Source organism: Shewanella frigidimarina NCIMB 400, assembly GCF_000014705.1.
Taxonomy (GTDB): domain Bacteria; phylum Pseudomonadota; class Gammaproteobacteria; order Enterobacterales; family Shewanellaceae; genus Shewanella; species Shewanella frigidimarina.
Genome location: NC_008345.1, coordinates 519,317 through 533,085 on the forward strand (window position 1 = coordinate 519,317; position 13,769 = coordinate 533,085).

12 protein-coding genes are annotated in these 13,769 nt (G+C 42.3%); 5 read left to right on the forward strand and 7 right to left on the reverse strand.

The window, feature by feature from the left end:
* Positions 1-137 precede the first annotated feature (137 nt).
* From fis to prmA, 3 genes are all read right to left on the reverse strand, one after another.
* The gene (gene fis / locus SFRI_RS02355; protein ID WP_011635942.1) at positions 138-443 is read right to left on the reverse strand and encodes a DNA-binding transcriptional regulator Fis; all 306 of its coding nucleotides are present in this window, start codon (positions 441-443) and stop codon (positions 138-140) included.
* A gap of 23 nt (positions 444-466) precedes the next feature.
* Positions 467-1,429 (reverse strand): tRNA dihydrouridine synthase DusB, encoded by a 963-nt coding sequence (dusB, locus tag SFRI_RS02360; protein WP_011635943.1) that lies wholly within the window; start codon positions 1,427-1,429, stop codon positions 467-469.
* A 297-nt stretch (positions 1,430-1,726) separates the two neighbouring features.
* The gene (gene prmA, locus SFRI_RS02365) at positions 1,727-2,608 is read right to left on the reverse strand and encodes a 50S ribosomal protein L11 methyltransferase (RefSeq protein WP_011635944.1); all 882 of its coding nucleotides are present in this window, start codon (positions 2,606-2,608) and stop codon (positions 1,727-1,729) included.
* A 521-nt stretch (positions 2,609-3,129) separates the two neighbouring features.
* On the opposite strand from prmA, the gene SFRI_RS02370 reads away from it, so the two are divergent.
* The 3 genes from SFRI_RS02370 to SFRI_RS02380 are packed head-to-tail and all read left to right on the forward strand — an operon-like array spanning position 3,130 to position 6,610.
* Complete coding sequence (locus tag SFRI_RS02370) at positions 3,130-3,873, forward strand: fumarate reductase cytochrome b subunit (protein WP_011635945.1); 744 nt, start codon at positions 3,130-3,132, stop codon at positions 3,871-3,873.
* Positions 3,874-3,882: 9 nt separating this feature from the next.
* On the forward strand, positions 3,883-5,883 hold the full coding sequence (locus SFRI_RS02375; protein ID WP_011635946.1) for a fumarate reductase flavoprotein subunit: 2,001 nt from the start codon (positions 3,883-3,885) through the stop codon (positions 5,881-5,883).
* 1 nt (position 5,884) lies between these two features.
* On the forward strand, positions 5,885-6,610 hold the full coding sequence (locus SFRI_RS02380) for a fumarate reductase iron-sulfur subunit (RefSeq protein ID WP_011635947.1): 726 nt from the start codon (positions 5,885-5,887) through the stop codon (positions 6,608-6,610).
* 836 nt (positions 6,611-7,446) lie between these two features.
* Here the strand turns inward: SFRI_RS02380 and rho are convergent.
* On the reverse strand, positions 7,447-8,709 hold the full coding sequence (gene rho / locus SFRI_RS02385) for a transcription termination factor Rho (protein ID WP_011635948.1): 1,263 nt from the start codon (positions 8,707-8,709) through the stop codon (positions 7,447-7,449).
* Positions 8,710-8,931: 222 nt separating this feature from the next.
* On the reverse strand, positions 8,932-9,258 hold the full coding sequence (gene trxA, locus SFRI_RS02390; RefSeq protein ID WP_011635949.1) for a thioredoxin TrxA: 327 nt from the start codon (positions 9,256-9,258) through the stop codon (positions 8,932-8,934).
* 153 nt (positions 9,259-9,411) lie between these two features.
* Between trxA and rhlB the strand changes: the two genes are divergently transcribed.
* Together rhlB and SFRI_RS02400 are read left to right on the forward strand one after the other, a co-directional pair.
* Positions 9,412-10,716, forward strand: a complete 1,305-nt coding sequence (gene rhlB / locus SFRI_RS02395; protein ID WP_011635950.1) for an ATP-dependent RNA helicase RhlB — start codon at positions 9,412-9,414, stop codon at positions 10,714-10,716.
* Between the two features lie 3 nt (positions 10,717-10,719).
* Positions 10,720-11,661, forward strand: coding sequence for a Ppx/GppA phosphatase family protein (locus SFRI_RS02400; protein WP_011635951.1), 942 nt, complete (start codon positions 10,720-10,722; stop codon positions 11,659-11,661).
* Between the two features lie 116 nt (positions 11,662-11,777).
* Here the strand turns inward: SFRI_RS02400 and SFRI_RS02405 are convergent, their stop codons facing one another.
* Positions 11,778-12,329 carry a thioredoxin family protein gene (locus tag SFRI_RS02405; RefSeq protein WP_041412741.1) on the reverse strand — a complete coding sequence of 184 codons (552 nt, stop codon included), beginning with the start codon at positions 12,327-12,329 and terminating at the stop codon, positions 11,778-11,780.
* 200 nt (positions 12,330-12,529) lie between these two features.
* Positions 12,530-13,758, reverse strand: a protein-coding gene (locus SFRI_RS21160) for an IS3-like element ISShfr4 family transposase (RefSeq protein ID WP_086019734.1) whose coding sequence is annotated in 2 segments (ribosomal slippage) — positions 12,530-13,407 and positions 13,407-13,758 — 1,230 coding nt in all. Because the reading frame shifts where the segments join, the coding sequence is not laid out codon by codon here.
* Positions 13,759-13,769: the final 11 nt, after the last annotated feature.

The window sequence follows — 13,769 nt, forward strand, 5'->3', positions numbered from 1 at the left end:
TAGACATGAATGACCGTTTCTACTCGTATTTAACACTTGCTGATAAGTGATGTGTTACTACGAGTGTAACTGATAAAACAAAACGGGCTTATCATTGCTGATAAGCCCGTTTCATTACAATCACTTAGACGCTAGTCTTAGTTCATGCCATATTTCTTTAATTTTTTACGTAAAGTACCACGGTTGATACCTAACATATTAGCAGCGCGCGTTTGGTTGCCACGAGTGTGTTGCATGATGATGTCTAGTAAAGGTGCTTCAACTTCGCACAATACCATTTCATATACTTCAGAAGCTTCCTGACCGTCTAACTGAGAGAAGAAGTTAGTTACGGCACGTTTAACTGCGTCACGTAATAACTGCGGCTTGATAGTGCCGTTTGCTGTTTCGATTTTGCCTACGGTAAGCTGGTGAACTTCTGTGTTAGTTGTCTGATCAAACATTCTATTCTGCTCTTTATTAAATTCTAAACTAATTCATCAAAATAACATTCTACGAGGGAATGTTGCTGGGCAGCGGTTTCAAGCCGATTGAAGTCAGCACGAAATTGGCGCTGTTCCTCATGGTTTAGGTACCACCCGACATGCTTTCTAGCAAATCGGACACCTTTGTATTCGCCATATAAGTCATAAAGTTTCTTAAGGTGTTCAAGCATCACACTGCGTTGCTCTTCTGCCTTAATTGGCGCTAACTTTTTACCTGTTTCCAGATAATGTAGGATTTCTTTAAAAATCCAAGGCCGTCCTTGTGCACCTCTTCCTATCATCAGGGCATCGGCGCCAGTGTAGTCAAGTACAAACTTGGCTTTCTCTGGTGTGTCGATGTCCCCGTTAGCGACAACAGGAATTGAGACATTCTGTTTAATTGCTTTAATGGTGTCGTACTCGGCAAAGCCTTTGTACATGCATTGTCTGGTTCGGCCGTGAACGGCGAGCGAGACAATGCCACAATCTTCAGCAATTTGGGCTATTTCAACACCATTACGATGTTCAGGCTCCCAACCTGTGCGTATCTTTAACGTTACTGGCACATCTACTGCAGCAACCACTGCTTGTAAAATCTCTTTTACTAAGCTGGGGCTTTGCATTAACGCAGAACCAGCAAATTTTTTATTCACTTTCTTTGCTGGGCAGCCCATATTGATATCAATGATGTGCGCACCTTGTTCAACGTTGAACTTAGCGGCATTAGCCATTAAATCAGGATCTGCACCTGCTATTTGTACGGAGCGTATACCTTCTTCACCAGAATGCATCATGCGCTGGCGGCTTTTGTCGCTGTCCCAAACGTCGGGATTCGATGAAAGCATTTCTGATACGGCTAAAGCTGCGCCATAGCGTAAACAGAGATTTCGGAAGGCCTGATCGGTGACACCTGCCATTGGTGCCACAATCAGCTGATTAGACAGTTGATACGGGCCAATTTGCATTTCGGACTTCACCTTGCTCTCCAAAGGGGCGCTATAGTAGCCCTTTTTTACGGCCGTGAAAAGGTCAATAAATGACCTAAATGCAACTTTTTTGCTTGACTTTTATTAGCCGTCACATCTTTGACTAATAAATGGCGTTTTTTGGCCATTTTTGAGCACTGGTGCGTGTTGCAGAGAGATGTTTTCCTATATACAAGTGTCAATTATGAATGTTAACAACCTGTAAACGAGAATTTACGCACTCAATTAGCTCGTAATATCGCCAATTATTGAGTGCATTTTAGGCTTACGAGCTGACTACTTGCGTATTCCTGTTAAGCGACTCCAGTCTTCTTTGTTGCTTACTGGATCCATGATGAACCATTGGCTGTAGAAGTCGGATACTTCTTGTGCTTGTTCTTGCAATAAACCCGATAGCGCCAGTTTTCCACCTATTTTGACTTTCTCAGCTATCAAAGGTGCTAACTCTTTTAACGGACCAGCAAGAATATTAGCGACTAATACGTCTGCTTGTAAGTTGGCTGGTTGATCTTCTGGTAAATATAGGGCCAATTTATCAACTACATCGTTACGTTCAGCATTGGCTTTTGAAGCGTCAATAGCCTGATAATCAATATCAACACCGGTCACTTTTTTGGCGCCGAGTTTAATGGCGGCAATAGCCAAAATACCTGAGCCACAACCAAAATCGATGACTTCTTGGTTTGATAAATCAAGGCTGTCTAACCATTCTAAACATAAGGCGGTGGTAGGGTGAGTACCTGTACCAAACGCTAAACCTGGATCGAGAATGACGTTAACAGCGGTCGGGTCAGGAATTTCACGCCAGCTAGGGCAAATCCATAAGCGTGAACCAAATTGGATTGGGTGAAAGCTGTCCATCCATTCGCGGATCCAGTCTTTATCTTCGACTTGTTCAATTTTATGATTAAAACCTTTGCCTAAAAATGGCATTGATTCTAAAAACTCGATTGTTGGTGCTAAGTCAGTACCCGCATCAAATAATGCAATCATTACGGTATCTTGCCACAGTGGTGTTTCACCTAATTTTGGTTCGAAAATAGGCTCGTCTTGGCCATCTTCATAGGTGATGGAAAGTGAACCTTGATCCATTAATAAGTCGCCAAGCAAGTCGGCGTTATCGCGATGTGTGTGAATGCGTAATTGGATCCAAGCCATGGGATTTTCCTAACTATGGTAAAAGTAATATCAAATTGGCGCTTATTATACCCAAGTTATTTTAAGATGCTCGTTTAGGTGAGAGTTTATTGGTTTTTTACTCGGTTAAGATTGACCATTTACGGTCTCGTTTATATTAAAAATCGCGCAGGATATTGCTGATGATTAGAAAACAGGTGAGTCAGTTGCGTTAAATTTGATCTGTCCTAGTCGCGATCATATCACTCCGGTCATGTTGTTATTACGCGATAAGTTACGTCAATATTGCGAGTAATTATTACCATAAAGCCACATTTTTAGATAAAATACTCGATTGTTTTCTCTACCGGAAACTCGTTTCGATATTGAGTTAACTATCAGTATTATTTAAGTTTTTATTTTCTGGTTTGTGTGACCCGCTTCTAACTCCCGCTTAATAATAGGTGAACATTATCACGGTTTGATCATTGTTCATTGCCGCTATTCAAAAACTCTTGATATGGTCAATACTTGTGATTGTGTATAACAGGATATGATGATTTATGGCTGCGAATTCTTTGCAAACGAAAGTCGACAGGGCGGTAAATACCGATAAAGGTTTTGCTCACCCTCTTTGGGCTGCTCGTGCAGATAAACTACAAAGTTTGTCTGGTGTATTACTGGGGCTTTTTCTAGTGATGCATTTGCATTTTGAGTCGAGTATTTTGTTTGGCAAAGAAGCTTTCTACCAAGTAGCACAGTTTCTAGAAGGTGGCATTTTCAGTGAAACTGGCCATGGCTATCCTCTGGTAACAAAAATTTTTTCCTGCTTTATGTTATTGATTCTGCTGATCCATGCGGTATTTGCATTACGGCGATTTCCTACTCAATTAGGGCAATGGCGAGCCTTACGAAATCAAATGCGTTTTTTACCCCATGAAGATACCAAAATTTGGTTTTGGCAAATGATCACTGGTTTTTTATTGTTCTTCCTCGTACCAACGCACTTATTCACCATGATCACCAACCCTGAAATAGGCCCACATCTTTCGGCTGAACGGGTGTATCACCTCAATGCTTGGGCTTTATATATCCTGCTATTACCTGTTGTAGCAGTGCATGCCGTATTTGGTTTATATCGCGTCGTGGTGAAATGGGGCTTGGTTGAGCAACGTTTTGCTATGCTCAAATTTGCCAAGGTGTTGCTAGTGTATTTAATGGTGCTAGGTGTGGCGAGTTTGCTGACGTATATTTTTATTGGCCGCTCTTTAGCATTACCTGTAGTGCCATATGTGTCGATGTTGTAAGGAATTAACATGAAAATTATTTATACCGACACCTTGGTGGTTGGCGCTGGACTAGCTGGATTAAGAGTCGCGATAGCCTCAAAAGAGCGCGGTCTTGATACCTTGGTGTTATCGCTGGTTCCCGCTAAGCGATCGCACTCTGTAGCAGCCCAAGGTGGCATGCAAGCCAGTTTAGCCAATACCATAAAAGGTGAAGGTGATGATGAAGACATCCATTTTCAAGATACGGTTAAAGGTTCCGATTGGGGCTGCGATCAAGATGTTGCTCGAATGTTTGCTCACTGTGCACCCAAAGCGGTAAGAGAGTTAGCTCAGTGGGGCGTTCCTTGGACTCGAGTAACTAAAGGCGATAGACAAGTAATTGTTAACGCTGAAAAAGTCACCATTACCGAGGCCGAAGCGGCTCATGGACTCATCAATGCGCGTGATTTTGGTGGTACCAAAAAGTGGCGTACTTGCTATACCGCAGACGGTGCAGGTCATTCTTTGTTGTATGCTGTCGATAATAAAGCCATTTCGTTAGGCATTCCAGTGCATGAACGGATGGAAGCATTATCGCTTATTCATGATGGTGAACGTTGCCACGGTGTAATCGCTCGCTGTTTAATTACGGGGGAATTACGCGCTTACATTGCTAAATCGACCACTATTGCCACAGGCGGATACGGACGAATCTATTCTGTATCAACCAATGCCGTTATTTGTGAGGGGATTGGCCAAGCGTTAGCGCTAGATACCGGTATCGCGACATTAGGAAATATGGAAGCGGTACAGTTTCATCCGACGGCTATCGTTCCAGTGGGGATTTTAACTACCGAAGGCTGTCGTGGTGATGGTGGTGTGCTGCGCGATAAAGACGGTTACCGCTTTATGCCCGACTATGAACCAGAGAAAAAAGAACTGGCTTCGCGAGATGTTGTGTCTCGTAGAATGACCGAACATATGCGCAAAGGAAAAGGCGTAAATAGCCCTTATGGGCCGCATTTATGGCTGGATATTACCTTATTAGGTCAAAAGCACATTGATACCAATTTGCGTGAAGTTAAAGAGATTTGTGAAAACTTTTTAGGTATTGATCCGGTTAAAGATTGGATCCCAGTTCGACCTACACAACATTATTCTATGGGCGGTATTCGTACTAAAGCCAATGGCGAAAGCCCGCAATTATCAGGGCTGTTTAGTGTTGGAGAGGCTGCTTGTTGGGATATGCACGGCTTTAATAGACTCGGTGGCAACTCCCTCGCAGAAACGGTGGTTGGTGGAATGATTATCGGTAAGTATGTTGCTGACTTTGGTGAGCAAACTAGTTTAGTCGTTGATACTGATTTAATCGCCCAGTTTGGTAAGCAGTTACAAACAGAAGTTGATCAGCTTATTGAGGGTGAAGGAACAGAAGATCCATTTAAACTTAAAGCTTCAATGCAAAAAATTATGATGGACTACGTCGGGATTTTCCGCAATGGGCCTGAACTTGAAGTGGCTGTTAACCAATTAACCGAACTGCTTGAACGTTCGAAAAACCTCGGTTTAAAGTGTAAAAAACGCCACGCTAACCCTGAATTAGTTGAGGCGTTAAGGGTTAAACGTATGTTGAAAGTTGCCCTGACGGTAGCCTGCGGGGCTCATGCGCGTACCGAAAGCCGCGGCGCGCATTCACGAGAAGATTTTCCACAGCGTAATGACCAAGACTGGTTGAACCGTACCTTAACAAGTTGGCCAGATGCTAATAGTTTACGACCAGAAATGAGTTATGAAGCTCTTGATGTGATGCGAATGGAATTGCCGCCTGGTTATCGAGGCTATGGTGTTGATAATGCGATTGCTCATCCTGATACCCAAAAACGTCAGCAACAGGTTGAAGCTATTTTAGCTGAATTAGGTGACGATGCAGATAGGTATGCCAAGCAAGCGGCATTAATGCCTTTTGAGCTACCTGAAGAATATCAACCACGTAATCAGCGCTTCACTGATACTGTAGCCAAAACCGACGCTGAGTCTGGAGAAAAGTAATATGAGCCAAGCACGCACGTTAACTTTTTCAATTTTTCGTTATGATCCGCAAGAGCCTGGCGACAAACCTAAAATGGTGACTTATAGCTTAACAGAAGCACCCGGTATGACGGTGTTCATCGCGTTGAATCAACTACGCGAAACACAAGACCCATCACTACAATTTGATTTTGTTTGTCGCGCGGGTATTTGCGGCAGTTGTGCGATGGTGATTAATGGTTTCCCTACGTTAGCTTGTCGAACTTTAACCGCTAATTATCCAGATGGACATATTAAATTAATGCCATTACCTGGCTTTGATTTAATTGGCGATCTGTCGGTGAATACCGGTAAATTTATGCGCGAATTATCTGAGCGTTTGTCGCTGTGGTTGCATCCTAATAGCGCAGATAATGATATTCATCGTATAGAAGCGCCGATGTCACCAGAGGAAGCCACTAAGCTTTATGAGTTAGAGCGATGTGTAGAATGTGGTGTATGTGTCTCTGCTTGTGCGACTAAACAAATGCGTGACACTTTTGTTGGCGCAGTAGGTATGATGAAAATTGCCCGTTTTGAATTAGACAGCCGTGATACTCGAACCGCTGATGATTTTTACCATGTGATTGGTAATCAAGATGGTGTGTTTGGTTGTATGACGTTACTCGGCTGTCAAGATACTTGCCCAAAAGATTTACCGCATATGCAGCAAATTGCGTATTTACGCCGGAAAATGGCATCTGTTTAGGGGCTGAACGGTAACAGGCGATAGCAAGCGGAAAGACTAGATGCTAGAGCGCTTCGCTGCTAGAAACTATACGAGCTAAAGCTTTAAAGGCTGGAAGATCGATAACAAGCGGTAGAATGATAACAGGCGATGGTAAGTGGAAAGACTAGATGCTAGAGCGCTTCGCTGCTAGAAACTATACGAGCTAAAGCTTTAAAAGCTGGGGGATCGATAACAAGCGGTAAAACGATAACAGGCGATGGCAAGCGGAAAGACTAGATGCTAGAGCGCTTCGCTGCTAGAAACTATACGAGCTAAAGCTTTAAAGGCTGGAAGATCGATAACAAGCGGTAGAATGATAACAGGCGATGGCAAGTGGAAAGACTAGATGCTAGAGCGCTTCGCTGCTAGAAACTATACGAGCTAAAGCTTTAAAAGCTGGGGGATCGATAACAAGCGGTAAAGCGGTAACAGGCGATGGCAAGTGGAAAGGCTAGATGCTAGAGCGCTTCGCTGCTAGAGGCTATACAAGCTAAAGCTTTAAAAGCGGGGGATCGATAACAAGCGATAGAATGATAACAGGCGATGGCAAACGGAAAGGCTAGATACTAGAGCGCTTCACTGCTAGAGGCTATACGAACTAAAGCTTTAAAGACGGGCAGAGTGGTAACAAGCAATGAATGATAACAAGCGATAGCAAGCGGGAAAGGCCAGATGTTACTGCATTTATCGCCGCGAAGCGAAGTTGCAGGACTTAGTCTGCTCTAGGTCTTAGATATATTTTATCGATAATTAGACATAAAAAATGCCGCTAAATTAGCGGCATTTTTGCGATTATTTTGCGTTTAGGTAATGAATTACTTAGCGCGCTTCATTGCAGTGAAAAATTCTTCGTTAGTTTTGGTCATAGCCAATTTATCGATTAAGAATTCCATTGCAGAAACTTCGTCCATTGGATGTAAGATTTTACGTAAAATCCACATTTTCTGAAGTTCTTCTGGCGTCGTTAGTTTTTCTTCACGACGAGTACCAGAGCGGTTGAAGTCAATCGCTGGGAATACGCGTTTTTCAGCAGCTTTACGAGAAAGGTGTAACTCTTGGTTACCAGTACCTTTAAATTCTTCGTAAATTACTTCGTCCATTTTCGAGCCTGTATCAACCAGGGCTGTGGCGATAATGGTTAAGCTGCCACCGTGTTCAATGTTACGTGCAGCACCAAAGAAACGCTTAGGACGATGTAATGCGTTAGCATCAACACCACCGGTTAACACTTTACCCGATGAAGGGATGACGGTGTTATAAGCACGGGCTAAACGAGTAATCGAATCTAACAAAATGACGACGTCTTTTTTATGCTCAACTAAACGTTTTGCTTTCTCGATAACCATTTCGGCTACTTGAACGTGACGGCTGGCTGGTTCATCAAAGGTAGAAGCAATGACTTCGCCTTTAACCATACGCTGCATTTCGGTCACTTCTTCAGGACGTTCATCGATAAGTAATACCATTAACACCACATCTGGGTTGTTATAAGTAATACTTTGAGCAATATTCTGTAGTAACAATGTTTTACCGGCTTTTGGCGGCGCAACAATCAAACCACGCTGGCCTTTACCGATTGGAGAACAAAGATCAAGGATGCGAGAGGTGATGTCTTCTGTTGAACCATTACCGCGCTCCATGCGAAGACGCTCTTCTGCATGTAATGGGGTTAAGTTTTCAAACAGGATTTTGTTGCGAGAGCTTTCTGGTTTATCAAAGTTGACTTCACTGACTTTCAACAGTGCAAAGTATCTTTCGCCTTCTTTCGGCGGCCTGATTTTACCAAAAATACTGTCACCAGTACGCATGTTAAAGCGACGAATTTGACTTGGAGAAACATAAATATCGTCAGGACCCGCAAGGTATGAGCCATCTGAACTTCTTAAAAATCCAAATCCGTCTTGGAGGATTTCTAATACACCGCCACCGAAGATGTCTTCTCCGCTTTTAGCGTGAGCTTTCAAAATTGAGAAGATGATATCTTGTTTACGGGTACGAGCCATGTTTTCCAGATTCATGCTTTCAGCAAGCGAAACTAGATCTGAAATTGGCGTGTCTTTTAATTCTGTTAAATTCATGTATGGGAGTCTTGTTTTGCGCGACGAAGCTTACCGCAATCAATCAGCAAGTTTGAAAAGATATTTTATGATTGATAAACGAGAAGAGGTTAATTGAAAAAATCTGATGAATAAATTAGCACTTTATGTGTTGGTCGTCCAGAAATTTAGCGTAAATAAAACCTAAAAATGGCACAAATTGTTTAAAACTTGTGCCATTTAACGTTTCTAGGCTAATTCTAGTTAGATCTTAGCGTCAATGAACTCTTTTAGTTGCGTCTTTGATAGTGCACCAACTTTAGTTGCTACTAGCTCGCCGCCTTTGAACATTAACAATGTTGGAATACCGCGTACGCCGTATTTCGCTGGTGAAACGTTGTTTTGGTCAACGTTTAGTTTTGCGACTGTAAGTTTGCCTGCGTATTCTTCAGCAACGTCGTTTAGGATTGGGGCAATCATTTTACAAGGACCACACCACTCAGCCCAGAAGTCGACTAATACTGGTGTTTCAGACTTTAATACGTCGTTTTCAAAGCTGTCATCGCTTAGGTATACAATTTTATCGCTCATGTAGTTCTCCAGATTTGGTTCCATTGCTAGTTTATTAATGGCTTACCATGTATATTGGGTCAGTTAAATAGCTTTTCAAGAGACCGTTTTAGTAATGTAGCTATTTCAAACGATCGAATCTTTTTTTGCAACCCCTACAGGTATGCTTGTGCTATGAGCCAAACACATTTATCGACCAAGAAATTCGCCGACTTCCCTTTAAAGCCCGAAATACTCGCGGCATTGAACGAGAACGGCTTTGAGTTTTGCACGCCAATACAGGCGTTATCTTTACCTATTTTACTTAATGCAAAAGATATTGCCGGACAAGCCCAAACCGGCACCGGTAAAACTATGGCATTTTTAGTGGCCACATTTAACCACTTACTTAATGTTGCTGCACCTGAGAGTCGCAAAGCAACTGAACCCCGCGCTATTATTATGGCGCCTACACGTGAATTAGCAATTCAGATTGCTAAAGATGCCAAGTTATTAGCGGCACATACAGGCTTAAAAGTTGGCATCGTTTACGGTGGCGAAAGCTATGAAACTCAGCGCGCTGTATTAGACAAAGGCGTTGATATTCTAATTGGTACCACCGGACGTATTATTGATTATGTGCGTCAGGGAGTGATTAGTTTAAGCCACATTCAAGCCGTTGTGCTTGATGAAGCTGACCGTATGTTTGATCTTGGCTTTATTAAAGACATTCGCTTTTTATTCCGCAGAATGCCTGATGCTAAGTCACGCTTGAATATGCTGTTTTCTGCCACGCTTTCAATGAAAGTGCAGGAATTAGCATACGATCATATGAATGATCCTGAAAAAGTTGAAATCGAACCGTTAGAAAAAACCTCTAAAAATATCAAAGAGGAAATTTTCTACCCGTCGATGGAAGATAAGATGCGTTTATTACTGAGCTTAATTGAAGAAGATTGGCCAGATAAAGCGATTGTGTTTTCGAACACAAAACACAGCTGTGAAAAGTTGTGGTCTTATTTAGAAGGTGACGGTCATCGTGTGGGTTTATTAACCGGTGATGTTCCGCAAAAGAAACGTATCCGCATTCTTGAGCAATTTACCTCTGGTGAAATCGATGTATTAGTGGCAACAGATGTAGCCGCACGTGGTTTACATATTTCTGATGTGTCACACGTATATAACTATGATTTACCTGATGATTGTGAAGATTATGTGCATCGTATTGGCCGAACCGGTCGTGCGGGACAGAAAGGTATTTCAATCAGTTTTGCTTGTGAAGAATATGCACTGAATTTACCTGAAATTGAAACCTATATTAACCATTCTATTCCTGTGTCTAATTACGATAAAGATGCGCTATTAGATGATATTCCGCCTCCGGCGCGTATTCATCGTAAGCCTCCTACATCTCGGACTCGTGATGGTGGAAGTAAAGGTGCTCATCGTAGTGGTGGAAATACTTCACGTCCGCCACGCCATAGGACTCGTAGACCATAGTCAATGCCATTGTTAACTGTATCTCAGCCGTATGCGGCGATAACATTAGGTTCTAACAGTTTTAATATGTTAGTGGCTAATTCGGTAGGTAATAAGCCGATTGTTATCGCTAAATATAAACGTAAAGTGCGCCTTGCCGAAGGTATAGGCGAAGATGGCATGTTGTCTGAGCATGTTATGCAACGTGGTTTAGAGTGTTTAGCCATGTTTGCCGACATGTTAGCGCAGCACCATATTGATAGTGCCAATGTAGCTGTATTTGCAACCGCTACTTTGCGTGTTATCCGTAATGCCGATGAATTTCACCAACGAGCGATGCCAATATTGCAGCATCAAATCGAGGTGATTTCGGGGTTGCGTGAAGCTGAACTGATTTATCAAGGTATGGTGGCCACCACTAAGGGTGAGGGGCGCCGGTTAGTGATTGATATTGGCGGCGCCAGTACTGAGTTTATTATTGGTGATGGCAGTCAGGTGTTGTTTAAAACCAGTTTGCCAATGGGGTGTGTGCTATTTAATCAACGATTTTTTGCTAATGCACCGCTTCAAGCAATCGACTTTGAACAGGCCGTAGATTATGTTAATACGATTTTAGCAGAACATCGTCCTCACTTACTCGATTTAGGTTGGCGAAGTGTTGTGGGGGCTTCTGGTGCGGTTCAATCAGTGGTATCGGTGTTACAGCATCGACAACGGCCAGAAGTGATTACCCTTAAGATTTTGTTTGGTTTTCGTAATGAGATATTATCGCAAGCGGATGCCAGACTTAGTGGCATTAACGGCTTAAATGCCGAACAAGCTCCTACATTTGCTGCCGGGGTTGCGATATTAATTGCGTTGTTTGAAAGCTTATCAATTAGTCGTTTACATCTTGCTGGTGGCGCACTTCGCGAAGGCGTATTACAACTGTTAGCTGATCGCATAGCAGCAAAAGTCTCGATATAGTCACTGCATAATCGTAATAAAAAATAGGTCGCCAATGGCGACCTATTTTTTATTACGATTATTAAGTTATTACTTTTAGTTGTTTAAACAAACATTTTCAATAACTTCTTACATAACTACTTTAAAATCTCAACTAAATCGGCTTCCAATGTAGCTTGAGGGCGTTCAACGATACGGCCTAGCTCTTTGCCTTGTTGCTTAACGATAAACGTTGGGATTCGGCTGAACGCATATTTTGCCGCTAAACCTTCAGGGTCTTGTTTACTTCGATCGACACCAATGTATTCAACTTCAATATTGGGATTGGCTGCCGCTTCAATGATTCGCATAAAGTGCGGTGTTTCGCGATGGCAATCTGGGCACCAAGTGCCAATAATCACGACTATTTGCGTCGGTTCTTTAATGGCTTTGAGTACATCGATCGCTTGCGCATCAACTTGGTAATTGGTAAACCCTTCAGTATAGCCGGGTAATTCAGTTGTTAGAGTTTGTGGTTGGATTACGCCAGTTAAAATCACTTCTTGTTTCTCCTCGCTGCATGTTGCAATAAAGCCTTGTTGATCTTTTTCAAATGCGCAACCTGAATTCGCTGATGCGGCCATAGGCAGCATTTGGGTACTGAAAAAGAGCGCTGTTGTGGCCAATAATGTTCTAACGTTATTGTGCATGATAATGTCTCGGTTAAGAAGAAAATACTGTACTTGACTGTATTCAAGCATGCTTAAACAGGGCTGTTAAGAGACTATGACTTATGATGTAGAGTTGATCACGATAATGAGATGTATGAGACTTGCCTTATGATGTAATTGAATTGCAATTGACGTAGTGCGCAGTGTTGTCTAGTCCTAAAATAGGTTGACGGTTTTTATTAAGCCAGTTGGAACTCCCGACTGGCTTTTTCATGCACTTCGTTTGGGGTTTTCATTCCTAAACTAAGGTGCGGTCTTAACTCGTTATAAGTCCTAATCGATTCTTTGATGAGTATTGCCAGCTCCTTCATCGTACGACAGCGGTAAAGTAAAAACTCTTGCTTCAAAATACCATTCACTCGCTCAGCTAACGCATTCTGATAACAATCATACCCATCTGTCATCGATGGCCTTATCGCATTCGCAGCCAATTTATGTTGATATTCTGCTGAGCAGTACTGTATCCCTCTATCTGAATGATGAATGACATCAGTGGTTGTCTGACGATTCTTTATCGTCATCTCCAATGCTTTAACGACATCACTGGCTTTCATTTCATCACTTAATTCATAACCCATTATTTTTCTTGAATATGCATCTGTGACTAATGATAAATAGTGAGTTCCTTCGTCTGATTTTACATAGGTTATGTCACTGACAAACACCTCTTCACCCCCCTTCACCACTCTGTCTTTGAGTAAGTTTGGGTGTTTTCTCAACCAATGATGGCTATGGGTTGTCTTGGTGTAATTCTTCCTAGGCCTTACTAACATATTGTGTTGTTTCAAATACCGAAATAGGCCGTCCCTACCTAGCTTTATGCCTTGTTTAAGTAACTGTGGCTTGATGAGTTGATAAAGCTTACGCGTACCCACTCTGGGCATGAACTGACGCCAATACATAACCATCGTCATCACCGGTTTTAACATGTCAGCTCTTGCTGCTAAGCGCTGCTTCCATTGATAAACAGCTTGTCTTGATAGGTTAAACTGCCGACTCGCTGTCGCTAGCTTTACAGTGCCTTTTTCTTTGGCAAGCCAGAGCGTTCGGCTAAGTACTTTTTTTCTAAATCAATACCGTACTCATTTTTAAGTAACTCGACCATATCGCCATAAATCATATTTTTCATTTCGAGATTGGAGACTTGTTTCTCTAATCGTTTGATTTTCTGGGCGGGTGTTTCTGTAGATTTGGACATAGGTGAATGCTCAATCGGCTGGGACCAATCTAATCTACCATGTTTTCGTAACCATGTTAGGACGGTACTTCTCCCTTGAATGCCATAATGGTCTTGAGCTTGCTTATACGTTAGCTCGCCTTTTTCTACTTGACTAACAACCGCTAATTTAAAGCCTAACGTGTAATCTCGTTGAGTACGTTTTATATTGATTGATACTGAAGGTTTCATAGATAAGTCTC

Coding starts and splice junctions, on each gene's coding strand:
- prmA (WP_011635944.1), bottom strand. CDS start 2,608: ATGGCTTGGATCCAATTACGCATTCACACACATCGCGATAACGCCGAC.
- SFRI_RS02400 (WP_011635951.1), top strand. CDS start 10,720: ATGCCATTGTTAACTGTATCTCAGCCGTATGCGGCGATAACATTAGGT.
- SFRI_RS02380 (WP_011635947.1), top strand. CDS start 5,885: ATGAGCCAAGCACGCACGTTAACTTTTTCAATTTTTCGTTATGATCCG.
- fis (WP_011635942.1), bottom strand. CDS start 443: ATGTTTGATCAGACAACTAACACAGAAGTTCACCAGCTTACCGTAGGC.
- rho (WP_011635948.1), bottom strand. CDS start 8,709: ATGAATTTAACAGAATTAAAAGACACGCCAATTTCAGATCTAGTTTCG.
- SFRI_RS02370 (WP_011635945.1), top strand. CDS start 3,130: ATGGCTGCGAATTCTTTGCAAACGAAAGTCGACAGGGCGGTAAATACC.
- dusB (WP_011635943.1), bottom strand. CDS start 1,429: ATGCAAATTGGCCCGTATCAACTGTCTAATCAGCTGATTGTGGCACCA.
- trxA (WP_011635949.1), bottom strand. CDS start 9,258: ATGAGCGATAAAATTGTATACCTAAGCGATGACAGCTTTGAAAACGAC.
- SFRI_RS02405 (WP_041412741.1), bottom strand. CDS start 12,329: ATGCACAATAACGTTAGAACATTATTGGCCACAACAGCGCTCTTTTTC.
- SFRI_RS02375 (WP_011635946.1), top strand. CDS start 3,883: ATGAAAATTATTTATACCGACACCTTGGTGGTTGGCGCTGGACTAGCT.
- rhlB (WP_011635950.1), top strand. CDS start 9,412: ATGAGCCAAACACATTTATCGACCAAGAAATTCGCCGACTTCCCTTTA.